A 25,154-nucleotide genomic window follows, 5' to 3' on the forward strand; every position below is an offset into this window, starting at 1 on the left:
CCGTGTTCAGCGTGACCGTTCGGGATCACATGATGATCGCCCACAGTTTCCGCGGCGACGTGTTCGGCCCGGCCCAGCGGCTGCACGGCGCGACCTTCGTGGTGGACGCGACGTTCCGCCGGCCCGACCTGGACGCCGACGGCATCGTGGTCGACATCGGCCTGGCAACCGAGCAGCTGCGGGCCGTACTCGGCGAGCTGACCTACCGCAACCTGGACGACGAGGCGGCCTTCGCCGGGGTGAACACCACCACCGAGGTTCTGGCCCGTACCGTCGCCGACCGGCTGGCCGAGCGGGTGCACGCCGGCGAGCTGGGCGCCGGGGCCCGGGAGCTGGCCGGCATCACCGTCACCCTGCACGAGTCACACGTCGCCTGGGCCAGCTACGAGCGGCACCTGTGACCGGTGCCGGCCGGGCGGTGTCTGTCGACCGGCCGGGATCGCCCGGCCGCGCGGTGCACGTCGTGCTGCCCGGCGACATCGACGACCCGGCCGCGCCCAGCGGCGGCAACGTCTACGACCGGCGGATCTGCCGAGGGCTCGGCGAGCGGGGATGGTCGGTGCGTGAGCACGCGGTCCCCGGCGCCTGGCCGCACCCCGAACGGGACGACCGTACGGCGCTGGCCCGGCTGCTCGCGGCCTCGCCCGACGACGCGGTGGTCCTGCTCGACGGTCTGATCGCCTCGACCGTGCCGGACCTGCTGGCGCCGCACGCCCACCGGCTGCGGCTGGTCGTCCTGGTGCACATGCCCCTGGACGACGAGGCCGAAGCCGACGCGCTGGCCACCGCCCGGCTTGTCGTCACCACCAGCGAGTGGACCCGCAGCCGGCTGCTGGCCCGCCACCCGCTGCCCGAAGACCGGGTCCGGGCCGTGCCGCCGGGCGTCACCGCCGCCCCCACGGTGCCCGGCAGCACCGCCGGCGACCGGTTGCTCTGCGTGGCGGCGGTCACCCGGCACAAGGGCCACGACGTCCTCGTCGACGCGCTGTCCACGCTCGCCGGGCTGCCCTGGACGCTGGTCTGCGCCGGCACGCTGACCCGGGAGCCGGAGTTGGTGCGGCGACTGCGTGACCGGCTCACCGAGGCCGGTCTCACCGACCGGGTCCGGATGACCGGTCCGTTGACCGGGGCGGCGCTGGACGACGCGTACGTCGGCGCCGACCTGCTGGTGCTGCCGTCGCGCGGTGAGACGTACGGCATGGTCGTCACCGAGGCGCTGGCCCGCGGCCTGCCGGTGCTCGGCACCGAGGTGGGCGGCCTGCCGGAGGCGCTCGGCCACGCCCCCGACGGTGACCGACCCGGCCTGCTGGTCCCGCCGGGCGACCCGGCGCCGCTGGCCACGGCGCTCACCCGCTGGTTAGGCGACGACACGCTGCGTGCCCGCCTGCGGCGCGCAGCCTCGGCCCGGCGGGACAATCTGACCGACTGGCCGGTGACCACCGCGCTGCTGGCCGCCGCGCTGGAGGAGGTGGCCGCGTGACCATCGAGGAGACCCTGCCGTTCGCCGACTGGCTGCGGCTGCGTGAGCCCGCCGACGCGGCGGCCCGCGCCGAGGACCTGGTGGGGGTGCTGGGCCCCGTTCTGGCCGGTGGCGCCCCGATTCTGATCCACGACCTGGGCAGCGGCACCGGCTCGATGAGCCGCTGGCTGGCGGCCCTCCTGCCGGGCCCGCAGCACTGGGTGCTGCACGACCGGGACGCCGACCTGCTGTCCCGGGCCGCCGATGCCATGGTCGGGGTCACCGCCGCCGACGGAACGCCGGTCACGGTGCGCACCCGACACGGCGACCTCACCCGCCTGACCGCCGACGACCTGGCCGACGGCACCCTGATCACGGCGTCCGCGCTGCTGGACATGCTGACCGCCGAGGAGGTCGACCAGGTGGTGGCCGCCTGCGTCGGCCGTCCGACGCTGTTCGCACTCTCGGTGACCGGCCAGGTACGGCTCACCCCGACGGACCCCCTGGATCCGGAGTTCGAGGCCGCGTTCAACGACCACCAGCGACGGACCGTCGACGGTCGACGACTGCTCGGCCCGGATGCCGCGGCCGCCGCCGTCTCGGCGTTCGCCCGCCGGGGCGTACGGGTCGTCGAGCGGCACAGCCCGTGGCGGCTCGGCCCGGACCAGGCCGACCTGGCCGCCGAGTGGTTCCGGGGCTGGGTGGGTGCGGCGTGCGAACAGCGCCCGGAACTGGCCGGCCCGGCCCGGGCGTACGTCCAGCGGCGGCTGGCCGAGGCGGCCGCCGGACATCTCGGCGTGCTGGTCGAGCACCGGGACCTCCTCGCCCACGGGTGAACCGCTGGCACCCCGGATACGTGCACTAGGGCAAGGGGACGATCTTCAGGGAGGACCGGCGCCGATGTTCTGGGCCTGGGCACGAGTGTGCGGCGGGGTGGGTCTGCTCGCCGTCCTGCTGTGGCAGGTGGGCAGCGGCCCGTTCCTCGCCGGCGTGCGGCTGATCGACGCGCCGGCGCTGGCCGCGGCACTGCTCATCGGGGTGCTCACCACGGTCTGCGCGGCCTGGCGGTGGAGCCTGGTGGCCGGCGGGCTGGGCGTACGGCTGCCCCTGACGACGGCGGTGGCGCACTGCTACCGGGCGGTGTTCCTCAACGCCACCCTGCCCGGCGGGGTGCTCGGCGACGTGCACCGGGCCGTACGCCACGGCCGGGACGCCGGCGACGTGAGCCGGGGCATCCGCGCGGTGGTCTGGGAACGCGCCGCCGGTCAGGTGGTCCTGCTGGCCGTCGCGGTGGTGGTGCTGGCCGCCTTCCCGTCGCCGGTGCGACCGTACCTGCCGGCCGCCGCGACGCTGCTGGCCGCCGGTGGGCTGGCGGCCGTGCTGCTGGCGCGGGTCCTGCCGCACGCCGGCCGGTCACGGTTGGCGCGAGGGCTGCGCGCCGCCGTCGCGGACGTCCGGGCCGGGCTGCTGGCCCGCCGGACCTGGTTCGGCGTGCTGCTCGCCTCCGCCGTGATGGTGGCCGGTCACCTGGCCACCTTCCTGGTGGCGGCGCGTACCGCCGGCTCGGACGCCCCGCTGTCCCGGCTGCTGCCCCTGACCCTGCTGGCCCTGCTCGCCATGGGGTTGCCGCTGAACATCGCCGGCTTCGGCCCTCGCGAAGGGGTGGCGGCGTGGGCGTTCGGCGCGGCCGGTCTGAGCGCGGCCGAGGGAGTCGCCACCGCCACCGTCTACGGTGCACTGGTGCTGGTGGCCAGTCTGCCGGGCGCCGCTGTGCTGCTCGCCCGACGGGTGCGGATTCCGGCCGCCGATCGGGAAGCCGCCTCTGCCGGCGACTGTTGAGCCGGTTGTGAGACGGTACGCGTCACCGCGCGACGGTGGCGCCGGACAGAGGAGTCCCATGCGCGAAGCACTTCCGGTCGCCACCGTTCGTACGCAGGTCACGGTGCCGCTGGCGTTTCCCGACGGCTTCACCACGACCGCCCGGGTGTTCTCCTTCAAGGGCCTGGTGGACGGCCGGGAGCATCTCGCCCTCGGCCTCGGTGACTGGGCCGGGGCGCTGGACCGGCTCGCCGCCGGTGGCGAGCCACCGCTGGTCCGCCCGCACAGCGAATGCCTGACCGGCGACGTGTTCGGCAGTCAGCGCTGCGACTGCGGGCCGCAGTTGCGCGAGGCGGCGCAGCGCATCGCCGAGGCCGGCGGGTTCCTGCTCTACCTGCGCCAGGAGGGCCGCGGCATCGGCCTGTACGCCAAGCTCGACGCGTACGCCCTGCAGGACGCCGGCCTGGACACCTACCAGGCCAACCTGGCGCTCGGCCGGGGCGAGGACGAGCGCGACTACAGCGCCGCCGCGCAGATGCTGGCCACGTTGGGCGTTCCGCGGATCCGCCTGCTCAGCAACAACCCGGACAAGGCCGAGCAGTTGACGCGGCTGGGCGTGACGGTCGCCGAGCGGGTGCCCACCGGTCTGTTCCTCTCTCCGGCCAACGCCGGCTACCTCGCCGCGAAGGCCGCCAAGGCGGCCCAGACGCAGGCCGTCGGCACTCCGTCCGGCGGTGCCCCCGGCGCAGGGGTCGTCCGGTGACCGGCCCGTCCGCCCGGCCGTACGTGCTGCTGAGTTGCGCCACGTCGATCGACGGCTACATCGACGACACGTCCGACCAGCGGCTACTGCTGTCCAACGCCGAGGACCTGGACCGGGTGGACGCGGTGCGGGCCAGTTGCGACGCGATCCTGGTCGGCGCCGGCACGGTGCGGCTCGACGATCCCCGGCTGCTGGTCCGCTCGGCGCGACGTCGGGCCGAGCGGCTGGCCGGTGGGCTGCCGCCCTCACCCGCCAAGGTCACACTGACCGCCCGCGGTGACCTCGACCCGACCGCCCGGTTCTTCACCGCGGGCGACGCGGAGCGGATCGTCTACTGTGCCACCGGTTCGGTGGACAAGACCCGCGAGCGGCTCGGCCGGCTGGCGACCGTTGTGGACGCCGGGGAGTCGGTCGATCCCGGCTGGACACTCGATGACCTGGCCGCGCGCGGGATACGGCGGCTGATGGTGGAGGGCGGCGCCACGGTGCACGGCCAGTTCCTCAGCGCCGGTCTCGCCGATGAGCTGCACCTCGTGGTGGCCCCGTTCTTCGTCGGCGACGCCCGGGCGCCACGGTTCGTCGGGGAGGGCCGGTTCCCCTGGCATTCGGGCAGCCGGGCGCGGGTGGCCGACGTGCGGCAGCTCGGCGACGTGGTGCTGCTGCGCTACGCCCTCTCCGAGCGCTTCGGCGACTCCCCCCGGTGATCACCGGGTCGACGGGATGCCAGACGGCGTAGGGCGTAGGACGCGGCGCTGAGCAGGAACAGCGCAGCGGTCAGCAGCAGCCATCGGGCCAGGTACGGGCGCTGGTCCTGGCCGGTGGCCGCCAGGTAGGTGGTCTGGCCCAGCTGCAGGATGCCGGGGAAGAAGATCACGAAGAGCAGCGCGCTGGCGAGCGCCGGCACCCGGAGGTGGTTGAGCAGCGCGACCCGGCCGTCGGTCCGGGGTCGCACGATCGCGCCCAACGCCCGGTCGGCGGCCGCGTACACCGGAAAGAGCACCAGGTCGTGCGCGATGACCGCGCCCACGAACCACAGCAGCATCCGGCCGGCGGTCGCCTCCCCGGACAGCCGCAGCGCCACCCAGCCGGCGAGCACGAGGGCGAGCGTCACCACGATCGCGTGCCGGGCGCCGGCGCCGTAGGCGGTGCGGAGCCGGCCCACCAGCTCACCCATCGGCCCGCTCCCCGAAGGCGATCTCGGCGACCCACTTGGTGCAGTGCACCCCGGGCAGCGCGGGCACGATGACGCGCGCCGGGTAGCCGTGGTCGGGCGAGAGATCAGCGCCGTTGACCCGCAGCGCGAGCAGGGAGTCCGGGTCGAGGACCTGGTTGCCCTGCAGCACCGCCTGGCGGAACTGCCCGCCCTTCTCCAGCGAGGTCACCCGGGTGCCGTCCGGATCGTCGGCGCCGACCATGGCGGCCAGGTCGCGCAGCCGTACGCCGGTCCACGTCTGTCGGGTCGACCAGCCCTCCACGCAGGAGATCGGCAGCGAGGCGGTGTGCTGTGCCATGGCCAGCAGCCCGGGCCGGTCCAGGGTGACCGTCCGCCCGGCGCCGCGCAGGGTCAAGCGCCAGCTGGCGCCGGTCTCCTCGGGCCGCACACCGGCGGCGGCGACCGTGCGGTTGATCGGGAAACCGTTCGGCCCCGGCCCCGGCCGCCGTCCCCGGGGCAGCAGCAGGGCGGTGCGCCGCAGCGGGTCCAGGCTCTGCCCGAGCGTCAGCGCCGCCAGCAGCAGCGCCCCGCCCCCGACCAGGCCGACCGCGCCGCGCCGGCTCACCGTCGCCGGACCGGGCCGGCCGGCGACCAGGTCGTCCGGGTCGGGCGGCTCGGGTCGGGTCGCGGCGGCCGGCGTACGCAGTTCCGCGCCGACCGGCCGGGACCGCAGCGCGGAGACCAGCCGGGGCATCTTGAGCACCACGTGCGACACGAAGGCGCCGATGAAGATCCAGCCACCGAAGTAGTGGGCGGTGTAGAAGTCGAAGCCGAACAGGTACGCGTACTGGATGTTGAGCAGGCCGGTGGCGATCTGGAACAGGATCCCGCCGACCAGCAGGAGCAGGGTGAGCCGTTCCAGCACCTGGGCCAGTGAGCGCGCAGGCGGCCAGTTGAACAGCTTCGGGATCACCGACCAGAGCTTGCCCAGCACCACCGGGATGAGCACGATCCCGAGCGTGACGTGCAGCCCCTGGGTGACCCGGAACAGCCAGGACGGCCGGCTCGGCCAGTCGAAGAACGGCAGCCGCAGCCAGCCCACCTCGCTCGGGTACGCCTGGTCGAAGCGGGGGCTGTAGGCGGCGTAGTCGAGCAGCCCGGTGATGATCACCAGGGGCAGCCCGACCAGCAGCACCGACCCGTAGACGGCGGTGAGCCACGGGCCGCGCAGCGGGCTGCGCCAGCTTCGGTCGACCGCCTGGACGCCGGGCGGCCGGTGCCGGTCCAGGGCACGCCAGAACCGGCGTGGCGCGCCGTACTCCACCGGCTCCGGTGGTACCGGGTCCGTGGTTGGACCGGGCCTGCTGGGGGACACCGCTGCTCCTCCCTCGCCACCGGTCGGTGGCGGGTGCACTGCGGGCAGGCTAGAACGCGCCGGTACGCCCCGGACGGGTTTGCCGCATTACCGAACACTTACCGGCGGCTCCGCTGTTGCGAACTTCTTACGGGTACGCCGAACCTGCCCCCCGGACGTCCCGCCCGCCTACCGTGACCCGCATGCGGGTACTGCTCACCGGCGCGGCCGGGTTCATCGGATCGCAGGTCAGCGATCTGCTCGTCGACGAGGGACACGAGGTGGTGGCGTTGGACGCGCTGTTGCCGCAGGCGCACGGCGGGGACGACCTGCCGGTCTGGTCCCGGCGGCACGACGTGGTCCGCGGTGACGTGCGCGACGGCGCGCTGCTGGACCGGCTGCTGACCGGGGTCGACGTGGTCTGCCACCAGGCGGCGATGGTCGGGCACGGCCTGGACCCCTCCGACGGGCCGGACTACGTCACGCACAACGACTTCGGCACGGCGGTGCTGCTGGCCGCCATGCACCGCGCCGGCGTCGGTCGGCTGGTGCTGGCCAGCTCCATGGTGGTCTACGGCGAGGGTCGCTACACCTGCCCCGGCCACGGCACGGTGCGTCCCGCGCCCCGGCGGACCGAGGACGTGGCGGTCGGCCGGTACGACCCGACCTGCCCGCGCTGTGGCCTCGGCCTCGACCCGGCGCTGGTGCCCGAGGACGCCCCGCTGGAGCCGCGCAGCACGTACGCGGCGACGAAACTGGCGCAGGAGCACCTGGCCGGCGCCTGGGCCCGCCAGACCGGCGGGGCAGTCTGGGCGCTGCGCTACCACAACGTCTACGGCCCGCGGATGCCTCGGGACACCCCGTACGCCGGCGTGGCCTCGATCTTCCGCTCCGATTTGGCCGCCGGGCGGGCCCCCCGGGTGCTGGAGGACGGTCGGCAGCGCCGCGACTTCGTCCATGTCACCGACGTGGCGCGGGCAAACGTGCTGGCCCTGACCACCCCCGCCCCGGCGGACCTGGTGCCGGTCAACGTGTGTTCCGGCGAGCCGCACACCGTCGGGGAGCTGGCAGACACCCTCGCCGAGGCCATGGGCGGACCGGCCCCCCAGGTGGTCGGCGGCGCCCGCGCGGCCGACGTGCGGCACGTGGTGGCCGACCCGCGGCGGGCCACCGAACTGCTGGGCTACACCGCCCGGGTCGGCTTCGCCGACGGGGTGGCCGGCTTCGCCACCGATCCGCTGCGCGAACCGGCCGCGCTCGCCGGCTGACCGCCCCGCGCGGCGACCTCGTTGCGGCCCCGATCCCTCGGGACGGGACGGCGTTCACCGCCTGCGGCGACGTCGCAGGTCATGCGTGCAGCGGCGGTCGTGCCGAAGAGCTTGATGACACTTAGGCATCTTTATGCCTCAGTGTCATCAAGCTCATGTGTGGTGGCGCCCCGCGGGGGCCGCAGCGGACGGGCACGGAGCAGCCGTCGGGCACGGGGCCTCGGCCGGTACGGGTGCGTCGGTCGGCACGGGTGCGTCGGCTAGGAGACCGTCCAGAGCAGGTGGTTCACCGCGAGCGCGGTGGCCGCCTGGCCGGCCAGCCACCAGCGCCGCGAACCGGCCGGCAGTCGGGCGGCGGCCACCAGCAGCCATACCGTGAACGGCAGCCAGATCCGCTCCACCTCGGCCTTGCTCAGCCCGGACAGGTCCGCGCCGAGTACGGCGACCGCGCTGGCCAGTGGTAGCAGCACCGTGGGGCCGGCCGCGCGTACCGCCGGCCCGACCAGGCGGCCGACCGCCCGCCACCCGCGCGCGGCCGGGCCCGGACCGAAGCGCGGCCCGCCGGGCACCGGGCCGGCCGACGGTACGGAGCTGCGGCCCGCGGTCACCGGCAGCGTGCGACGCAGCTCGGACCCGGCCGCGACCAGCGCCCGGCGCAGCGCCGGGCCCACCGCCGGACCGGCGGAGAGCAGCAGGGCGGCCAGGTTGGCCCAGACCCAGTAGCCGTACGGGCGGTCCGCCGCCCAGCCCTGCTGGTAGCGCTCGACCACCAACTGGTACCCGTCCCACCAGCGGAAACCGGCCGCCACGAAGATCGCCGTCACGGCCGCCACCCCGGCGGCCGCAGCCAGCAGCGCGCTGCGGCGGTGCGTACGGCGCAGCGCGAGCACGGTCAGCGCCAGCAGCCCGACCAGCAGGAACCCGTACGACAGGTGCAGCGCGAAGCCGAGCAGCACGCCGCCGGCCGCCGCGGCGACCCGGCCGCGGACCGCCAGCAGGGCCAGCCCGGCGGCGACCACCCCGGCGAAGATGCCGTCGGCGGACGCGCCCACCCACACCGCGCCCGGCAGCAGCACCAGGAACGGGAGCACCGCGCGGGCGGCGTCGCCGGCACCCAGCGCCCGCAGCGTCACCGGCACCGACACCACCACCGTGGCCCCGACCAGGACGCAGGCCAGCGCCGCCGAGGCCCCACCGCCGAGGCCGACCCGGTCCAGCCAGACGAAGATCAGCAGGGCGCCCGGCGGATGACCGGCGGTGTGCGTGGACCAGGCGTCGGGCTGGAAGTCCAGGATCCGGCCGCTGAACCCGGCCAGCATCGCCGGGATGTCGGCGACCCGGGGGACCTCGTACAGGTACTCCGCCTGCGGGGTGAGCCGTCGGGTCAACCCCGCTGTCACGCCGTCCACCAGGGCCAGCGACAGCGTCCAGGCCACCGCCGCAAGCCACCCGGCGACCAGCACGACACCCCAGCGGGCGGTGCGCGCCCACCGCACCCCCCAGCCGATCACCGCCACCGCGACCAGCACCGCGGCCGGGCTGCCCCAGCCCAGGTGCGGCCGCCAGCTGGCGTACAGGGGTGCGGCGTCGGCGTGCATGTCGGCGCCGCGGGCGTTGAGCAGGGCGCCGACGAGCACCGCCGCGAGCAGCAGCACCCCCTCCAGCCCGAGCACCAGCAGGTCGGCACCCCAGCGGCGGGTCGCGGCACGCCCGGGGGCGGCGGCGGGAGCGGTGGTCGAGGTCATGACGACGCGACGGTACGGCCCCAACCGGCCCGCCGGGGGGCGAATCGGCGGCCCGTCACCGTACGGTAAGAAACGCGTCGGCGGTAAGGGTTCGGTAAGCACATTTCGGCCTCTGCCGGCCGGGTCCCGCCCTAGCGTCGGCGGTATGCCGACCCAGATCGACGTGGTGCTGCCCTGCCTGGACGAGGCGGCCGCCCTGCCCGGCGTGCTCGCCGCCCTGCCGCCCGGCTACCGGGCGATCGTGGTGGACAACGGCTCGCGCGACGGTTCGCCGGAGGTCGCCGCCCGACACGGTGCCCGCGTGGTCCACGAGCCCCGACGCGGTTACGGCGCGGCCGTGCACGCCGGCCTGGAAGCCGCCGGCGGCGAGCTGGTCTGCGTGCTGGACGCCGACGGCTCGTTCGACCCGACCGAGCTGCCCGCCCTGGTCGCCCCGGTGGCGGGCGGGTGGTCGGATCTCAGCGTCGGCCGGCGGCGCCCGGTCGGTGCCGGTGTGTGGCCGTGGCACGCCCGAGCCGGCACCGCGCTGGTCGCGGCGCTGCTGCGCCGCCGGGGCGTACCGCTGCGCGACCTCAGCCCGATCCGGGTGGCCCGCCGCGACGCGCTGCTCGCCCTCGGCGTCACCGACCGGGCCTTCGGCTACCCCCTCGAACTGCTGATCCGGGCCGCCGCCGCCGGCTGGCGCATCCACGAGATGGACGTGACCTACGCGCCCCGGGCCGCCGGCACCCGCTCCAAGGTGTCCGGTTCGGTACGCGGCACGCTGCGCGCCACCCGTGACTTCGCCGGTGTGCTGCGCACCGTGGACGGCCCCCGGTGACCGTCCTGCTGGTGATGGCCAAGGCGCCGGTGCCCGGTGCGGTGAAGACCCGCCTCTGTCCGCCGGCCACCCCCGGGCAGGCCGCCCGGATCGCCGCCGCCGCGCTGCGCGACACCCTGGACGCGGTGCGCGCCACCCCCGGGGTCACGCCGGTGCTGGCCTGCGCGGGCCAGCTGATCGAGGCCGAGGACGCCGCCGGGCTGACCGCCGCGCTGGCCGGCTGGGCGGTGCTGGAACAGCGGGGGAGCGGGCTCGGCGACCGGCTCGCCAACGCGTACAGCGAGGTGGCGGCGGCGTACCCGGGTCGGCCGGTGCTCCAGATCGGCATGGACACCCCGCAGGTGACCGCGGCAGGGCTGGCCGCCGCGGTGCGCCGGCTCGGCACCGCGGACGCGGTGCTCGGGCGGGCCCGCGACGGCGGCTGGTGGTCGCTGGGGCTGCGCGACGCCCGGCATGGCGGACTGCTGCGCGGAGTGCCGATGTCGACGCCCGACACCGGGCGCGACACCTGGGCGGCGCTGGCCGGGCGGAGGCTGCGTACCGTCGCACTGCCGGTGCTGCGCGACGTCGACGAGTGGCCCGACGCGCTCGTCGTGGCGGCCGAGGTGCCCGAGGGCCGGTTCGCCCGGCAGGTCGCCGCGGTCCGACTCGCCCTGGTGCCGGGGCAGTGGCCGTGAACCGGGCCGACACGGTCGGCGCGGGTCCACCCCACCTCGCCACGCCGGACGCCTTCGCCGCCGCGCTCGTCGACCGGCCCGCCGGTGCTCGGTGGCTGGTGCACGGCGACGGGGTTCGCAGCCGGCTCCCGATCGCCCGCTGGCACGGTCGGGCCGAGCCGGCGGTGGCCGCCCTGGTGGCCCGCTGCGCCGGGCCGACGCTGGACCTCGGCTGCGGGCCGGGCCGGCTCACCGTGGCGCTGACCCGCGCCGGTCTGACCGCCCTGGGTGTGGACGTCTCGGCGCACGCGGTGCGGATGACCCGCGCCCGGGGCGCCGTCGCCCTGCGCCGCGACCTGTTCGACCCGCTGCCCGGTGAGGGTCGGTGGGCGCACGCGGTCCTGATCGACGGCAACATCGGCATCGGCGGTGATCCGGTCGCGCTGCTGCGCCGGTGCCGGACACTGCTCGCCGCCGACGGCACGGTCCTGGTGGAGGTGGAGCCGCCCGGCGCCGGGCTCTGGCAGGGGCACGCCCGGGTGGCCGCCGCGTACCCGGCCGGCCGTCTCCGGCTCGGGCCACCGTTCCGCTGGGCCCGCCTCGACGCGCACGCCGTGGACCAGGTCGCCGGTGCCGCCGGCCTGGCCGTGCGGGCGGTGTTCCGGCGCGGTCGGCGCTGGTTCGTCGAGCTGACCGTCGACCGCCCTCCGGCGCCTCGCCCGGCCTGACCGACCCGCCCGGTCAGTTCGCCGTGGCCAGGTGGTCAGGCGGCGTGGAGGCGGACGACGAAACGGCAGCCACCGGCGACGTTGTGCACGTCCACCCGGCCGCCGTGCGCCTCCACCAGCCCCCGGACGATCGCCAGGCCCAGCCCGCCGGAGCCCTCGCCGGCGCTGCCCGGGTGCGGTGTACGCGCCGGCTCGCCCCGGAACGCCACGTCGAAGAGTCGGGGCAGGTCGTGCTCGGGGATGCCGCCGCAGGTGTCCGCGACGGCCAGCCACGCGGCGTCACTCTCACGCCCGGCGTCCACCCGTACGGTGCCGTCGCTCGGGGTGTAGCGCACCGCGTTGAGCAGGAGGTTGCCCACCACCCGGGCCAGCTCGGGCTCGCTGGCCAGCACCGTCGGCCAGCCCGACTCGGCGGCCACCAGGCGGATCCGTCGGGCCTCGGCCAGAGGTGCGGTCCCGGCCAGCGCGTCGGAGACCACCTCGCCGAGCGGCACCGCCGACAGCGACAGCTTCAGCGCTCCCGCGTTGATCCGGGACAGCTCGAACAGGTCGTCGACGAGGCGGGTCATCCGGTCGGTCTGCGCCCGGATCCGCCGGTGGTACTCGGCCACCGTGGCCGCGTCGGCGACCACCCCGTCCTCCAGCGCCTCAGCCATCGCCCGTAGCCCCGCCAGCGGCGTCCGCAGGTCGTGCGAGACCCAGGCGACCAGGTCCCGGCGGCCCTTCTCGATCCGCCGCTCACGTTCGCGGGCCTGGTCGGCCCAGACGGCGGCGGTGGCCAGTCGCCGCCCGAAGAACCAGCCCACGGCGAGACTCACCGCCGCCGCCGCGGCCACGGTGAGCAGCACGACCTGCAGGTCGTGCGGGGACAGGAACATCGCCTGGGCGACCACCACCACGCCGGCCACCACCGCCGCCACGGTGACGGTGAGCAGCATGCACACGTGCACGGTGATGGAGCGGGCGCGCAGCAGCCGCAGCGTCAGCGCACCGGCCACGCCGACACCGAGCGCCGCGGCCAGCGACATCCCGAAGATCAGTGCCAGGTCACGCATCGGTCGGCTCGTACCGGTAACCCACGCCCCAGACCGTGACGATGCGTCGCGGCTCTGCCGGGTCGTCCTCGATCTTCTCCCGCAACCGCCGCACGTGGACGGTCACCGTCGACTGGTCGCCGAAGTTCCAACCCCACACCCGCTCCAGCAACTCGGTACGTCGAAACGCCCGCGTCGGGTGCCGCATCAGGTGCGCCAGCAGATCGAACTCGCGCAGCGTCAGAGCCAGCTCCCGGCCGCGCAGCCGGGCGATCCGGGGCCCGGTGGACACCTCCAACCCCGCATCGGCCAGCAACTCGGCGGGCGGCGCCGCCGGCTCCCCGGCCCGGCGCAGCACCGAGCCGACCCGCAGCACGAGCTCGCGCGGCGAGAACGGTTTACCCAGGTAGTCGTCCGCGCCCAGTTGCAGGCCGAGCACCCGGTCGGCCTCGTCGCCACGCGCGGTCAACATGATGATGGGTACGCCGTCGGGTCTCTCCCGCAGCCGCCGGCACACCTGCAACCCGTCCATCCCGGGCAGCATCAGGTCCAGCACCACCAGGTGCGGCGCGCGGTCCCGCACCGCATCCAGCGCGGCCAGCCCGTCCCCGACGTGACTCACGTGGTAGCCGGCGTGCTCCAGATAGCGGCAGACGACGTCGCTGACGGTCCGGTCGTCGTCCACCACGAGCACCCGCTGCGTCACCGGCCACCTCCCCGGGCCAGCCTAGCCAGCGCCGATGCCGGCCCACGGCTTCGAAGATCTTGCGATCCTCTTACGTCATTGAACCGCCCCGAGTCTGGTGGACTCCTCAGACTGTGACCAGCTTCGGCTGGTCGGGTTGTTGGTGAGCGAAGTTTTCCAACCCCCGCACCTACGTCGGTCCACGGCGATCATCGCTGTTGCTCGGGACGGGTCTCCTGGGTGGGCTGTTGTTCTCGGCAAAGGCCCCGACCTACCACGTCCAGTGGCTTGTCGTATCTGAAAGTGGTGGCGACATGACGGAAGTCCGTCGGCGTGCTGATGAATTCGCAGCGCGACTAGGCCCTCTGGTCTCGAACGAGGTCGAGTTCGATCTGCGGGACGTGGCTGGCGTGCCCAGCTGCCTGGATCTCTGGGTGTACGGCGACGACGTGGACGTCTGCGTGTCGTTCGCGCAGGTCACCGATGAGGTTCGTCTTCTGATCAACGAACGGGTGCTGGAGCAGGTGGGGCCGGCGGAGGCGCTCAGGCTGGTCGCGGAGGCGGTTGGCGAAGGGCGTACCGGCCACCTGGCCAGGGACTGACGTCGGGTCAGGCCCGGACGATGTCGGTGCCGTCGACCCGGACGGCGATCTCGGTGAGCCCACGGGTGGCCGGGCCACCGAGTCGGGCGCCGTCGGCGACGGCGAACGTGGAGTTGTGCGCGGGGCAGGTGCTCACCCCGTCGCGAGGCGCGGCGATCTGCACGCCCTGGTGCGGGCAGGCCGCGTCGTACGCCTGGAAGACGCCGGCGGTGGGCTGCACGACCAGCACCCCGGCAACCACGGTGCCGCCGCCCACCGGGACGTCGGCGGTACGGGCCAGCACGGTGCCCGACGTGGCCGCCGCAGCGTCGGCCGGGGCGTCGCCGTCGCCGCACGCGCCGAGCAGCCCGGCGGCACCGACCGCGCCGGCCCCGGCCAGCAGTGTGCGCCGGCTCAGACACCAGCGGTTGTCGCGGAGGAACTCCTGCCCGTCGTACACCCTCGTCACCTCCCGGTCGGCGGCCCGGAGCCGACGGACTGCACGACCGTCGGCGGCGGCTCGTCGCACCAGACTGCCCGAGGTCGCTGAACCTGCGATGCGACCGGGCTGGACGTTGGCTGGACGCGACCGGTTGGTGGTGCTCAGTTGCTCGGGGACGGGCTCAGCACCGCGCAGGCGGCCAGCGCCTGCGTGGTCTTCGGGTCGCCGCTGTCGAGCCGGTCCGGATCCAGGCCGCGGTTGCTGAGGCAGGTGCGGTACGCCGTGGCCCGCCCGTCGCCCGACCCGCCCGGCCCGGCACCCGGTGCGCCGGAGGCGCCCGGGCCTCGGAAGCCGTCCGGTCGGCCGCTGGGCCGGACCGACGCGCACGCCTGCTGTGCCTTCTGCCAGGTCTGCTCGTCCACCCCCTCCGGCCGCCCGCCGCCGGAAAAGCCCCCTCGTCCAGCGCCACGGGACGGGTGGGCGCTCCCGGACGGCCGCGCGGTCGGAAAGCCCGACGGCCTGGCGGTCGGGAACCCGGACGGCCGGGCCGTGCCGCCGGGGAAGCGGGACGGGTTCATCGTCGGCAGCGTCACCCCGTTGTCGCGCAGGCAGGTCTGGTACGCGGCGAACCCGTTCCCGGCCCCGCCCGCCCCGCTCGACGCGGGGCTGTCGGCCGAGCCGCCGCCACAGGCCGCCAACAGCAGCACGGACGAGGCGGCGATCAGTACGGCCGCCAGCCGGCGGCGCCTTCCAGTCAACGGCACGGGTGCTCCTCAAGCCTGCTCCGGGACCTGCTCAGGCAACCGGCCCGACCTCGTCGGCGCCTCGGACCAGCCTCGGAGTTGCCTCAGAGGTCCCAGGGCTGTCGCGGGCCGCGTCAGTCCCAGGGGCTTCGCGGGCCCGTTCCGAGCGAACTCTGAGCTGGGGTCGAGCCGGCCGCGAGGCGCGGTGCGCAGACTCCCCGACCATGGGGATCGGCCTGGGACGACGCTGGCGTACCCGCCAGGTGCGGTGGGTGGCGGCCGGCGCCGCGGGTGTGCTGCTGCTCGGCGTCGCCGGTGTGCGGGCCTGGACCGCGGACGCGGCCGACCCGCCAGCGCGTCCGGTGACGGTCGCGGCCGACCGGGGGCCGGTCGCGGTCGAGGTGGCCACGTCCGGCACCGTCCAGCCGGCCACGACCCGCAGCCTCGGCTTCACCGTCGCCGGCACCGTGCAGAGCATCGCCGTACGGCCGGGAAGCGTGGTGAAGGCGGGGCAGCGGCTCGCCGGGCTCACCGACGCCGACACCGCCGGCGCGCAGGTGACGGTGCGGAAGGCGGCGGACGACCTGGCCGACGCACGGGACACGCTGGCCGATGCCCGCAAGGCCGCCGACCAACCGCCGGCGAGCTGCCCGGCCGGCGCTGGCGTACGCCCGGTGGCCTGGCACTCGCCCGAGCCCGCCGGCACGCCGAGCGCGACGCCGGGCACCGGCGTGCCCTCCACCAGCCCCACCCCGCGCCCCGGAACGGGTTCCGGCACGCCACCCACGGCATCCGGCCGCCCGTCGTCCGCGCCGCCCCGCACCGGCGCACCCGGGACGCCAACCGCGTCCGGCCGTGCCGGCTGCGTCGCGGGCGCCGGAAACCCCGGTCGGGGTACGGGCACCGACCCGATCCTGGACGCACAGCGCCGGGTCAACCAGGCCGAGGCCACGCTCACCGAGGCTCGGGAAGCACTCGACGGCGCCACCATCACCGCCCCGATCGCCGGCACCGTGCTCTCGACAGCCGGGCCGGTGGGCAGTCGGGTCACCCGCGGCGGCGCGTTCATCACCCTGGCCGACACGTACGCCATGCAGGTCGCGGCCACCTTTCCGGAAGCCGACGCCGGCGCGGTGGCGGTCGGGCAGAGCGCCACGCTGACCCTGGCCGACCGGCCCGAGCAGACGTTCGCGGCGACCGTGGTGCAGGTCGACCCGGTGGGCGCCGTCGACGGCGCGATGGTCCGCTACGGCGTGGTGCTGTCCTTCACCACCGCACCGGGAAACCTGCTCGTCGGGCAGAGCGCCGGGGTGACGGTCCGGACCGGTGCGGTGCCGGACGCGCTGCGGGTGCCGTCGACCGCCGTGCACGACGGTGTGGACCGCACCGGCACGGTGCAGCCGGCCGACGGCGGACCGGCCCGCAGCGTCAGCGTGGGGCTGCGCGGCGGTCAGTACACCGAGATAACGTCCGGCCTCACCGCGGGTGACCTCGTGCTGCGCACCTGGTGACAGCGGAACCACAGGTTTGTCACAGCCAACGTCGAGCCCGGTCCGGTACGCAGTCCGGGTGCACACCGACATCCTGCGTCCGGCCACGGTCGGCTCATCCTCCACCTCCACCGTCGACGGCGGTCCCGGCGCCGGCCGTCTGCTCGTGGTCGACGACGAGCCCAACATCTGCACGCTGCTCGCCGCCACGCTGCGGCTGGTCAACTACGACGTGCGGGTGGCCGGGTCCGGCCGGGCCGCGTTGGCCGCCGTCGACGAGTTCACCCCGGACCTCGTCGTGCTCGACGTGATGCTGCCCGACCTGGACGGCTTCGAGGTGGCCCGCCGGCTGCGCGCCGCCGGCCGGCCGGTGCCGGTGCTCTTCCTCACCGCCCGGGACACCGTCGAGGATCGGGTCGCCGGGCTGGTGGCCGGCGCGGACGACTACGTGGCCAAGCCGTTCAGCCTGGAGGAGGTGGTGCTGCGGATCCGGGCGATCCTGCGGCGTACCCGGGCGGAGCTGCCACCGACCCCCAACGCGCGGCAGCTGCGCCACGCCGACCTGGAGCTCGACGACGACGCGCACGAGGTACGCCGGGGCGGCCGGCCGATCGACCTGTCGCCGACCGAGTTCCGGCTGCTGCGCTACCTGCTGGTCAACGCCGGCCGGGTGGTGAGCAAGGCGCAGATCCTGGACCGGGTCTGGAACTACGACTTCGGCGGCGACGGGCGGATCGTCGAGTCGTACGTCTACTACCTGCGGCGCAAGGTCGACCGGGTCGATCCGCCGCTGATCCACACCGTGCGGGGTGTCGGGTACACGCTGCGGTTGCCGCGCGGCGACGAGTGAGCAGGCTGCCCGGGGTGCGCCCGTGGGCGCACTGGACGCTGCGCTCCCGGCTGGTGCTGGTGGTGGGGGCGCTCGCCACGCTGGCGCTGCTCGGGGCCAACACCGCGGGGCTGCTCCTGCTGCGCAGCTACCTGGTGGACCGGGTCGACGACCAGCTCGGCGCGCAGGTCCGTCCGTTCGCCAGCGGGCCACGGGCGGGCTCGGCCCTCGCCTCCGCCAGCCCGTCGCCACATCCGGCCTCGGTGCCGGGGCCGGTCAGCCGGTTCGCCCGGCTCGGGCCCGACCAGATGGTCCTGCTCTACCGTGCCGACGGCACCCGGGACGCCGACCGGAGCAGCGCGCCCAGCGCCGCGGCACCCGATCCGGGACCATTTCCCGACGTGGTCGCCCGGGCCCGCGCCGGCCGTCCGTACACCCTGCCCGGCGGGAACGGCGGGGCGAACTGGCGGCTCTACGCCGCGCCGGTGGGGGAGACCGGCGCGGTGGTGGTGGTGGGCGCGTCCCTGGCCGAGGTGACCCAGACGGCCGACCGGCTGCTGCTCATCGACGTCGCGGTCACCGGCGGGGTGCTGCTCGGACTGGGCCTGCTGGCCGCCTCGGTGGTCCGGCTCGGGCTGCGGCCGCTGACCCGGATGGAGCGGGTTGTCGCCGGCATCACCGGCGGTGATCTGACCCGACGGGTCGACGACACCGACCGGCACACCGAGCCGGGGCGTCTCGGCGCCGCGGTCAACCTCATGCTCGATCGGATCGGTACGGAGATGACCGCCCGGGCGGCCTCCGAGCGGCGGCTGCGGCAGTTCGTGGCGGACGCCTCCCACGAGTTGCGGACCCCGCTCACCTCGATCCGGGGCTTCGCCGAGCTGTACCGGCGTGGTGGCTCGCCGGCCGGCCCGCTGCTGGACGAGACGATGAGCCGGATCGAGAACGAGGCGGCCCGGATGGGTGTGCTGGTGGAGGACCTGCTCCTGCTCGCCCGACTGGACCGGCGGCGCGCTCCCGCGCTGAGCCCGGTGGACCTGCTGGAGATCGCCGCCGACACCATCCGGGACGCCCACGCGCGGACCCCCGGCCGGGCGGTCCGGCTCAGCACACTCGACGAGCACGACACGACCTTCGACCCGCCGGTCGTGCGGGGCGACGAGCACCGCCTGCGTCAGGTCGCCGCCAATCTGGTCGGTAACGCTCTGCAGCACACCGGGCCCGGCGTCCGCGTGACGGTACGCGTCGGCCGGCTCACCACCGCCCCGCCCGGCGCGGTGATCCGCTCCGCGCCGGTCTCCGGCCCGACCGCCGAGGGTCTGGCCGTGCTCGAGGTACACGACGAGGGACCGGGCATCCCGGCCGAGCACGCCGCCCGGGTCTTCGAGCGGCTCTATCGCGCCGACCCGAGCCGGGGCCGGGGCAACGGCGGCGGCTCCGGGCTGGGCCTGTCCATCGCCGCGTCGATCGTGCACGCCCATGGCGGCTGGATCGAGCTGGACACCGGCTCCTCGGGCGCGGGCACCACGTTCCGGGTGCTGTTGCCCGCCGTACCCGGGGATCCGGCTTCCCCGCCCAGCGACCCGCCGGCGGCCCGCCCGGCGAGCTCGGCACGCGACGGCGCCGGGGCGCTCGACGCCCCGGGGGAGATTCCGAGCCAGCTCTGAGCTGGCGTCGAAGATCCTCCCAGCCGTGCCGGCGAGGCTGGCCGGCATGCGAGTGCGCCTGCCGGCCAGCCTGCGCCGGCCCCCCGTCGCGGTCAACGCCGCCCTGGTCCTGCTGCTTGCCGGAGGCGGCGTCTGGGCCTGGCTGTCGGTGCGCGGTGACTCCTCGGCGCAGGCCGGCCGGTCGACCGGCACCCGGACCGTCGCGGTGTCCCGGGGCACCGTGACCGCCAGCGTCTCCGCCGACGGCTCGGTGCAGAGCGCGTCGACGGCCAGCGCCAGCTTCGCCACCGCGGGCACCGTCACCGGCGTCTCGATCAAGGTCGGGGATCGGGTGAAGAAGGGGCAACTGCTGGCCACCGTCGACCCGGCCGCCGCGCAGCGCGACCTCGACGTGGCGAAGGCGAACCGGACGGCCGCCCAGGATGCCCTGGACCGGGCCGAGAAGGCCGGGTCGGACACCTCGTCGGCGCAGAACTCCGTGACCCAGGCCGACCTGGCGGTGGACGAGGCGCAGGCGGCGGTGACCGGCACCCGACTGACCGCGCCGATGGCGGGCACCGTGGTCGCCGTGCACGGCACGGTGGGCAGTTCCTCCGGCGGGTCCGCCGGCAGCACCTCGGGCGGCGGGTCGAACGGCGGCGGGTCGAACGGCGGCGGATCCAGCGGCGGTGCCACCGGCGGGCAGCAGGGCGGCAATGGCTCCTCCTCCACCGGCTCCGGCTCCTCCAGCGGGTTCGTCGAGGTGGCCGACCTGACGAAGCTCCAGGTCACCGCGGGCTTCGCCGAGGCCGACGCCACCCGGCTCAAGGACGGCCAGGCCGCCACCGTCACCTGGAACGCTCTGGAGGGCGCCCAGGCCGACGGCAAGGTGGTCGCGGTCGACCCGCAGGCCACCACCGCCAACAACGTGGTCACCTACGGCGTCACCGTCAGCGTCGACCAGCTCCCCGCCGGGGCCAGGCCGGGGCAGACGGTGCGCGTCACCGTGGTCACCGGCACCGCCCGGGACGTCCTGCTGGTCAACTCGGCCGCGATCAGTGGCAGTGGCGACCGGCGGAGCGCCACGGTGGTGACCGGGGCGGGGCAGGAGACCCGGCGGGTGGCCGTCGGTCTTGCCGGCGACCAGGCGTACGAGGTCACGTCCGGGCTGACCGAGGGCGAGCGGGTGGTGTTGCCGACGGGCACCACCACCGGCAGCACCGGCGGCGGTGGCTTCCCGGGCGGCAACTTCCCGGGCGGCAACTTCCGGGGCGGCGGTGGCCTCCCCGGCGGTGGCGGTTTCCCCGGCGGCGGCACGCGCGGCGGGACCGGAACCCGGTGACGGCCCCCCGCACCCCGCCGCGCCACCCGGTCCTCGACGTCCGCGAACTGACCAAGGTGTACGGCGAGGGCACGGCCGCGGTGCACGCCCTGCGCGGGGTGTCCCTGGACGTCGCCGCCGGCGACTATGTCGCGATCATGGGTTCCTCCGGCTCCGGCAAGTCCACCCTGATGAACATCCTCGGCTGCCTGGACGTGCCGAGCGGCGGGCGGTACCTGCTCGACGGCGTCGACGTCGGCCGGCTCGCCGACCGTCAGCTCGCGCTGGTCCGCAACCGGCTCATCGGCTTCGTCTTCCAGGCGTTCAACCTGATTCCGCGGACCAGCGCGCTGGCCAACGTGGAGCTGCCCCTGGCGTACGCCGGGGTGCGGGCGGGTGCGCGGCGGCGGCGTGCGCTTGCCGCGTTGGACGCGGTCGGGCTGGCCGACCGGGCCGGCCACCACCCCAACCAGCTCTCCGGCGGGCAGCAGCAGCGGGTCGCCGTGGCCCGGGCGCTGGTGACCGAGCCGGCGCTGGTGCTGGCCGACGAGCCGACCGGCAACCTGGACAGCCGGTCCACCGACGACATCCTGGCCGTGTTGGACCAGCTCAACGCGGCCGGCCGCACGATCGTGCTGATCACGCACGAGCCGGAGGTCGGCGCACGGGCCGGGCGGTTGATCCGGCTCTTCGACGGCCAGGTCCACTCCGACGTCCGACAGCGCCCGACCGGGCGGCACGCAGCGGTGGGGGTACCCCGGTGAGCATCACCGAGACGGTCCGGTTCGCGCTGCGCGGCGTGGCCGCCAACAGGCTGCGCTCGGCGCTGACGATGCTGGGCATCCTGATCGGCGTGGCCGCGGTGATCCTGCTGGTCGCGGTCGGCAACGGCTCCGCCCAGGCGATCACCGGCCGGATCGAGGCGTTGGGTACCAACACGTTGACCGTGACCGGCACCAACCGGGGTGCCGGCAGCGGCGGGCTCACCCTCCAGGTCGCCGACGCGCTCGCCGACCCGGTGCTCGCGCCGGACGTCCGGTCGGTGACCCCGCTGGCCACGACCAGCACGACCGTCACCCACGACGGCACCGACCACGCGGTGTCACAGTTCGTCGGCACCCGGCCCAGCTGGTTCACGGCGGCCAACTCACCGGTCGCCAGCGGCGCGGCGTTCACCGCCGACGACGAGGCGCAGGGCCGCCGGGTGGTGGTGCTCGGCCGGACGGTGGCCGACGAGCTGTTCGCCGGTGTGGACCCGGTGGGCCGGCAGGTCACCGTGGGCGGTGCCCTCTTCACCGTGGTCGGGGTGCTGGCGCCGAAGTCGTCCACCGGGTTCCAGGACGCCAACGACACGGCCGTCGCGCCGCTGCGCGCGGTCCGCGAGGTGCTCACCGGGTACGGTCCGCTCAGCTCGATCGTGGTCCAGGCGGTGAACACGGACCGGGTGACGGCGGCGCAGGGGCAGGTCTCCACCGTGCTGGCCCAGCGCCTGCCGACGTCGACGTCGGGCACCACCCCCTACCGGATCCAGAACGCGGCGCAGCTGCTCCAGACGTCCAGCGACACCGCCGAGACGTTCACGGTGCTGCTCGGCGCGGTGGCCGCCATCAGCCTGCTGGTCGGCGGCATCGGCATCACCAACATCATGCTGGTGACCGTGACCGAGCGAACCCGGGAGATCGGCATCCGTAAGGCCCTCGGCGCCCGCCGGCGCAGCGTGCTCACCCAGTTCCTGGTCGAGGCGACCCTGCTGAGCCTGCTGGGCGGGGCGCTGGGCGTGGCCGCGGCGTTGGTCGGCGCCCGGTTCACCATCGTCGGGGTCCACCCCGTCATCGTGCCCAGTTCGGTCGCGCTCGCCCTCGGGGTGTCCGTCGCCATCGGCCTCTTCTTCGGCGGTCTGCCGGCGGCCCGGGCGGCCCGGCTGCGACCCATCGATGCCCTGCGCTACGAGTAGGCCGACATGCGAGGATCCGACATGGACAGCAGCGACACCGTTCTCTTCGACCGGGTCGACGATTCCCCACGCTCCCCGGCACCGAACGCCAACGACACCGACCTCACCGCCGCGCTGGCGGCGGCGGCACCGCGCCGCTGGTGGAACCGGGCCACTCCGGTTCTCGGCGCGCTGGTGCTGGTGCTCGCCGGTTTCCTGAGCGGCCTGCAGGTGCAGCAGCGCTGGGGCGAGCCGACGGCCGCCGCCGGGCGCACCGGCACCTTCCCCGGTGGTTTCCCCACCGCCTTCCCGGGAGCGGCCGGACGCGGCCAGAACGGCGCCGGCCAGAACGGCGCCGGGCGGGCCGACGCGGGCGCGACCGGCGGAGCGGCGGCGCCGGCCAGCACCAGCGGAAAGGTCAAGCTGGTCGACGGCGGCACGCTCTACCTGGAGACCGCCGACGGCACCGTGATCACCGTCCGCACCACCGACGACACCGCCGTCCGCACCGCCAAGGCCAGCAAGCTCAGTGCGCTCAAGGCCGGCCAGAGCGTGACCGTGCAGGGCGGACCGGCCACCGACGGCACGGTGACCGCCACCACGGTCACCGCCGGCGGCTGAGGCGGGCGGTGACCGTCACGGACGGCGCCCGTACGATGCTGCGGTGATTCTTCGGGGTACGGTTCGCGCCGATCGGCCGCTGGTGGTGCTCGCGGTCGAGGAGGAGGCCCTGCACCTGCCGTCGGAGCTGCCGGTGCTGCTCACCGGCATGGGCAAGGTGAACGCCGCCAGCGCCGTGGCGGCCGTGCTGGCCGCCGGCCCGCGACCGCTGCTGGTGCTGAACCTGGGCACGGCGGGTGCGCTGCGTCCCGGCTGGACCGGCATCCACGAGATCGCCACCGTGCTGCAGCACGACCTGGACACCGCGCTGCTGCGCACCCTCACCGGTCAGACCTACGGTGCGCCGCTGACCCTGGCCGTCGCGGGTGCGGTACTGGCCACCGGCGACACGTTCGTGGCCGACGACGACGCACGGGAGCGCCTGGCGCAACGCGCCGACCTGGTCGACATGGAGGGGTACGCGGTGGCCTGGGCGGCCAGCCAGGCCGGTGTGCCGTGTCGGCTGGTCAAGCAGGTCAGCGACGAGGCGGGGGAGGGCGCGGCCCGCACCTGGCGGGAGTCGGTGGACGCCTGCGCCCGGGACCTCGCCGACTGGGCCGGACACCACCTCGGCTGACCCGGGCCGGTCGTGTCGCGACGTTCGAGGTGCCCGCCGCCGCGAACCGGACGTCGCACCCACCGGTCAGCGCCGTGGACGGGCCGTCGGCTCCCGGGGCAGCGCGTCAGCGGCCGCGATCGCGGCCAGCACCAGCACGGCGACGGTACTGACCAGCACCGGGGGCCAGGTGACGGCCCAGAACCCCAGCGGCAGCAGCACCAGCCAACCGACCCGGTGCAGCGGCAGCCTGCCGGCGATCAGGTAGGTGAAGAGGCCCCGCCCGATGAGGAACACCGCCGGGCCGCCGAAGATCAGCGCGACCCAGCGCGGGGAGGTCTCCCCGGTGGGGTGGGCGATGACCAGGTCGACGCCGGCGGCCGTGGCGACGACGCCGGTCACCATCACCACATGGGTGTACGGCCCCAGCCGGGCCGCCACCCCCAGTTCCCGCGCCGACGTCGGCCGCCGGAAGGCGCCGGCCCTGAAGACGTACATCTGCCAGAGCAGCAGCATGGTGACGAAGGCGGTCAGGAAGGCGCCCAGTCGGGCCCGGGTGAAGTCCGCGGTGCTGATTTCCAGGGTGGGCACCAGGATGATGTCGCCGAGGGCCAGGATGAGGAACTGCTGGTACCGCTCGGCCAGGTGTTCGGCGGTCTTCTCGTACTGCTCGACCGGCACGCGGCCCAGCCACGGCGTCGGGTAGCGCGCGGCGGAGGAGACGTAGTCGACGACCACCGCGATGATCCAGAAGGCCCAGTGCAGGGAGCCGCCGAGCAGCGCGCCGGTGATCCAGAAGACCCCGGAGACGAGGAACCAGAAGAGGAAGCGGGCCGCCCGTTCCTGGGCTCGGTGTCGGTGCCGGTGCAACACGCTGATCAGCACGATTCCCCGCACCAGGTGCGGGGTCACGTACGCCACGGCGAAGACCAGGGCGTGCTCGTTGGAGGCCAGCGGCAGCGCGGCCGCCATTCCCACTGCGCCGAGCATGGTGACCATGAGGATGGCCTGGATCGGCCGACGGTCCGGGTCGTAGAAGTCGGTGGTGGTCGTGGTGATCGACCAGGTCCACCAGATCGCCGCCAGCATGAGCAGGACCTGCCCGGCGCCGGTCCAGGTGTCCCGCCGTGCCAGCAGCATCGACGTCAGTGCGAGGGCGGCCACGAAGACCACGTCGAAGAGCAGCTCCAGCAGCGTGGCCCGGGTCGATCCTTCCGGCCGGCGCACCAGCTCGGCGGCGCCTGCGGTCGTCATGCCCGGCCCTCCCACCGCGTCCCGGCACCGGCCGCCCGGCGCACGGCGGGGCGCCCCCGGGCGCCGCGTCCCCCTGGCAGTATCGACCGCGCCGCGGAGACGCGTCCCCGATTCGGCCGTTCCGGTCCTCGGGCGGACGTGGGTCAGGCGGCCACGTCGGGCCGGGCGGAAGTAGCGGCCCCGGCCGCGGCGGGCGCCACGCATCGTGCGCGG

At 75.1% G+C, this 25,154-nt stretch carries 27 protein-coding genes; 19 read left to right on the plus strand and 8 right to left on the minus strand.

Annotated elements, in window-relative coordinates:
* Positions 1-2 precede the first annotated feature (2 nt).
* The 6 genes from ACLJN9_RS00085 to ACLJN9_RS00110 all read left to right on the plus strand — a co-directional run bounded on the left by ACLJN9_RS00085 (position 3) and on the right by ACLJN9_RS00110 (position 4,744).
* Positions 3-401, plus strand: coding sequence for a 6-pyruvoyl trahydropterin synthase family protein (locus tag ACLJN9_RS00085; protein WP_410808846.1), 399 nt, complete (start codon positions 3-5; stop codon positions 399-401).
* Between the two features lie 17 nt (positions 402-418).
* The gene (locus ACLJN9_RS00090) at positions 419-1,480 is read left to right on the plus strand and encodes a glycosyltransferase family 4 protein (RefSeq protein WP_410808847.1); all 1,062 of its coding nucleotides are present in this window, start codon (positions 419-421) and stop codon (positions 1,478-1,480) included.
* Complete coding sequence (locus ACLJN9_RS00095; protein WP_410808848.1) at positions 1,477-2,295, plus strand: class I SAM-dependent methyltransferase; 819 nt, start codon at positions 1,477-1,479, stop codon at positions 2,293-2,295. The genes ACLJN9_RS00090 and ACLJN9_RS00095 overlap by 4 nt, the downstream gene beginning before the upstream one ends.
* A 64-nt stretch (positions 2,296-2,359) precedes the next feature.
* Positions 2,360-3,298, plus strand: a complete 939-nt coding sequence (locus ACLJN9_RS00100; protein WP_410808850.1) for a lysylphosphatidylglycerol synthase transmembrane domain-containing protein — start codon at positions 2,360-2,362, stop codon at positions 3,296-3,298.
* A gap of 58 nt (positions 3,299-3,356) precedes the next feature.
* Complete coding sequence (locus ACLJN9_RS00105) at positions 3,357-4,040, plus strand: GTP cyclohydrolase II (RefSeq protein WP_410808852.1); 684 nt, start codon at positions 3,357-3,359, stop codon at positions 4,038-4,040.
* Positions 4,037-4,744, plus strand: a complete 708-nt coding sequence (locus tag ACLJN9_RS00110; protein WP_410808854.1) for a RibD family protein — start codon at positions 4,037-4,039, stop codon at positions 4,742-4,744. Before ACLJN9_RS00105 ends, ACLJN9_RS00110 begins: the two co-directional genes overlap by 4 nt.
* Here the strand turns inward: ACLJN9_RS00110 and ACLJN9_RS00115 are convergent.
* Both ACLJN9_RS00115 and ACLJN9_RS00120 read right to left on the minus strand, forming a co-directional pair.
* Positions 4,705-5,214 carry a hypothetical protein gene (locus ACLJN9_RS00115; RefSeq protein ID WP_410808856.1) on the minus strand — a complete coding sequence of 170 codons (510 nt, stop codon included), beginning with the start codon at positions 5,212-5,214 and terminating at the stop codon, positions 4,705-4,707. The genes ACLJN9_RS00110 and ACLJN9_RS00115 overlap by 40 nt on opposite strands.
* Entirely contained in the window at positions 5,207-6,568 is a 1,362-nt protein-coding gene (locus ACLJN9_RS00120; RefSeq protein WP_410808858.1) for a molybdopterin-dependent oxidoreductase, read from the minus strand. The genes ACLJN9_RS00115 and ACLJN9_RS00120 overlap by 8 nt, the downstream gene beginning before the upstream one ends.
* Positions 6,569-6,750: 182 nt before the next feature.
* Between ACLJN9_RS00120 and ACLJN9_RS00125 the strand changes: the two genes are divergently transcribed.
* The gene (locus ACLJN9_RS00125) at positions 6,751-7,815 is read left to right on the plus strand and encodes an NAD-dependent epimerase/dehydratase family protein (RefSeq protein WP_410808860.1); all 1,065 of its coding nucleotides are present in this window, start codon (positions 6,751-6,753) and stop codon (positions 7,813-7,815) included.
* 260 nt (positions 7,816-8,075) lie between these two features.
* Here the strand turns inward: ACLJN9_RS00125 and ACLJN9_RS00130 are convergent, their stop codons facing one another.
* A complete protein-coding gene (locus ACLJN9_RS00130) occupies positions 8,076-9,560 on the minus strand; it encodes a hypothetical protein (RefSeq protein WP_410808862.1) in 1,485 nt (494 codons plus the stop codon).
* Between the two features lie 145 nt (positions 9,561-9,705).
* On the opposite strand from ACLJN9_RS00130, the gene ACLJN9_RS00135 reads away from it, so the two are divergent.
* From ACLJN9_RS00135 to ACLJN9_RS00145, 3 genes are read left to right on the plus strand one after another with little or no spacing between them, the layout of a single operon-like run.
* Positions 9,706-10,380 carry a glycosyltransferase family 2 protein gene (locus tag ACLJN9_RS00135; RefSeq protein ID WP_410808864.1) on the plus strand — a complete coding sequence of 225 codons (675 nt, stop codon included), beginning with the start codon at positions 9,706-9,708 and terminating at the stop codon, positions 10,378-10,380.
* Positions 10,377-11,057: a DUF2064 domain-containing protein gene (locus ACLJN9_RS00140; RefSeq protein WP_410808866.1), complete on the plus strand. Its 681-nt coding sequence runs from the start codon at positions 10,377-10,379 to the stop codon at positions 11,055-11,057. The genes ACLJN9_RS00135 and ACLJN9_RS00140 overlap by 4 nt, the downstream gene beginning before the upstream one ends.
* Positions 11,054-11,764, plus strand: coding sequence for a class I SAM-dependent methyltransferase (locus ACLJN9_RS00145; RefSeq protein ID WP_410808868.1), 711 nt, complete (start codon positions 11,054-11,056; stop codon positions 11,762-11,764). The genes ACLJN9_RS00140 and ACLJN9_RS00145 overlap by 4 nt, the downstream gene beginning before the upstream one ends.
* 35 nt (positions 11,765-11,799) lie before the next feature.
* Here the strand turns inward: ACLJN9_RS00145 and ACLJN9_RS00150 are convergent, their stop codons facing one another.
* Together ACLJN9_RS00150 and ACLJN9_RS00155 are read right to left on the minus strand one after the other, a co-directional pair.
* Complete coding sequence (locus tag ACLJN9_RS00150; RefSeq protein WP_410808869.1) at positions 11,800-12,819, minus strand: sensor histidine kinase; 1,020 nt, start codon at positions 12,817-12,819, stop codon at positions 11,800-11,802.
* Complete coding sequence (locus tag ACLJN9_RS00155; RefSeq protein WP_410808871.1) at positions 12,812-13,504, minus strand: response regulator transcription factor; 693 nt, start codon at positions 13,502-13,504, stop codon at positions 12,812-12,814. Before ACLJN9_RS00155 ends, ACLJN9_RS00150 begins: the two co-directional genes overlap by 8 nt.
* 389 nt (positions 13,505-13,893) lie before the next feature.
* Here ACLJN9_RS00155 and ACLJN9_RS00160 point away from each other — a divergent pair, with 389 nt between their 5' ends.
* The gene (locus ACLJN9_RS00160) at positions 13,894-14,085 is read left to right on the plus strand and encodes a hypothetical protein (RefSeq protein ID WP_410808872.1); all 192 of its coding nucleotides are present in this window, start codon (positions 13,894-13,896) and stop codon (positions 14,083-14,085) included.
* Between the two features lie 7 nt (positions 14,086-14,092).
* Here the strand turns inward: ACLJN9_RS00160 and ACLJN9_RS00165 are convergent, their stop codons facing one another.
* Together ACLJN9_RS00165 and ACLJN9_RS00170 are read right to left on the minus strand one after the other, a co-directional pair.
* Positions 14,093-14,524: a Rieske (2Fe-2S) protein gene (locus ACLJN9_RS00165; protein WP_410808874.1), complete on the minus strand. Its 432-nt coding sequence runs from the start codon at positions 14,522-14,524 to the stop codon at positions 14,093-14,095.
* Positions 14,525-14,667: 143 nt separating this feature from the next.
* Positions 14,668-15,270, minus strand: coding sequence for a hypothetical protein (locus ACLJN9_RS00170; protein ID WP_410808876.1), 603 nt, complete (start codon positions 15,268-15,270; stop codon positions 14,668-14,670).
* A 203-nt stretch (positions 15,271-15,473) separates the two neighbouring features.
* Between ACLJN9_RS00170 and ACLJN9_RS00175 the strand changes: the two genes are divergently transcribed.
* The 8 genes from ACLJN9_RS00175 (at position 15,474) to ACLJN9_RS00210 (ending at position 23,708) form a co-directional block, all read left to right on the plus strand.
* Entirely contained in the window at positions 15,474-16,760 is a 1,287-nt protein-coding gene (locus ACLJN9_RS00175) for an efflux RND transporter periplasmic adaptor subunit (RefSeq protein ID WP_410808878.1), read from the plus strand.
* 139 nt (positions 16,761-16,899) lie between these two features.
* Positions 16,900-17,589 carry a response regulator transcription factor gene (locus ACLJN9_RS00180; RefSeq protein WP_410809505.1) on the plus strand — a complete coding sequence of 230 codons (690 nt, stop codon included), beginning with the start codon at positions 16,900-16,902 and terminating at the stop codon, positions 17,587-17,589.
* Positions 17,590-17,603: 14 nt separating this feature from the next.
* On the plus strand, positions 17,604-19,238 hold the full coding sequence (locus ACLJN9_RS00185) for a sensor histidine kinase (RefSeq protein ID WP_410808880.1): 1,635 nt from the start codon (positions 17,604-17,606) through the stop codon (positions 19,236-19,238).
* Between the two features lie 46 nt (positions 19,239-19,284).
* Positions 19,285-20,559 carry an efflux RND transporter periplasmic adaptor subunit gene (locus ACLJN9_RS00190; protein WP_410808882.1) on the plus strand — a complete coding sequence of 425 codons (1,275 nt, stop codon included), beginning with the start codon at positions 19,285-19,287 and terminating at the stop codon, positions 20,557-20,559.
* The gene (locus ACLJN9_RS00195; RefSeq protein ID WP_410808884.1) at positions 20,556-21,302 is read left to right on the plus strand and encodes an ABC transporter ATP-binding protein; all 747 of its coding nucleotides are present in this window, start codon (positions 20,556-20,558) and stop codon (positions 21,300-21,302) included. Before ACLJN9_RS00190 ends, ACLJN9_RS00195 begins: the two co-directional genes overlap by 4 nt.
* Positions 21,299-22,492: an ABC transporter permease gene (locus ACLJN9_RS00200; RefSeq protein WP_410808886.1), complete on the plus strand. Its 1,194-nt coding sequence runs from the start codon at positions 21,299-21,301 to the stop codon at positions 22,490-22,492. The genes ACLJN9_RS00195 and ACLJN9_RS00200 overlap by 4 nt, the downstream gene beginning before the upstream one ends.
* Positions 22,493-22,513: 21 nt before the next feature.
* The gene (locus tag ACLJN9_RS00205; RefSeq protein ID WP_410808888.1) at positions 22,514-23,092 is read left to right on the plus strand and encodes a hypothetical protein; all 579 of its coding nucleotides are present in this window, start codon (positions 22,514-22,516) and stop codon (positions 23,090-23,092) included.
* Between the two features lie 43 nt (positions 23,093-23,135).
* Entirely contained in the window at positions 23,136-23,708 is a 573-nt protein-coding gene (locus tag ACLJN9_RS00210) for a nucleosidase (protein WP_410808890.1), read from the plus strand.
* Between the two features lie 66 nt (positions 23,709-23,774).
* Here ACLJN9_RS00210 and ACLJN9_RS00215 read toward each other — a convergent pair whose 3' ends face one another.
* Positions 23,775-24,941, minus strand: a complete 1,167-nt coding sequence (locus tag ACLJN9_RS00215) for a low temperature requirement protein A (RefSeq protein ID WP_410808892.1) — start codon at positions 24,939-24,941, stop codon at positions 23,775-23,777.
* Between the last annotated feature and the right edge of the window lie 213 nt (positions 24,942-25,154).

Origin of the sequence: Micromonospora sp. 067-2 (assembly GCF_046549295.1) — a bacterium.
Lineage (GTDB): Bacteria > Actinomycetota > Actinomycetes > Mycobacteriales > Micromonosporaceae > Micromonospora.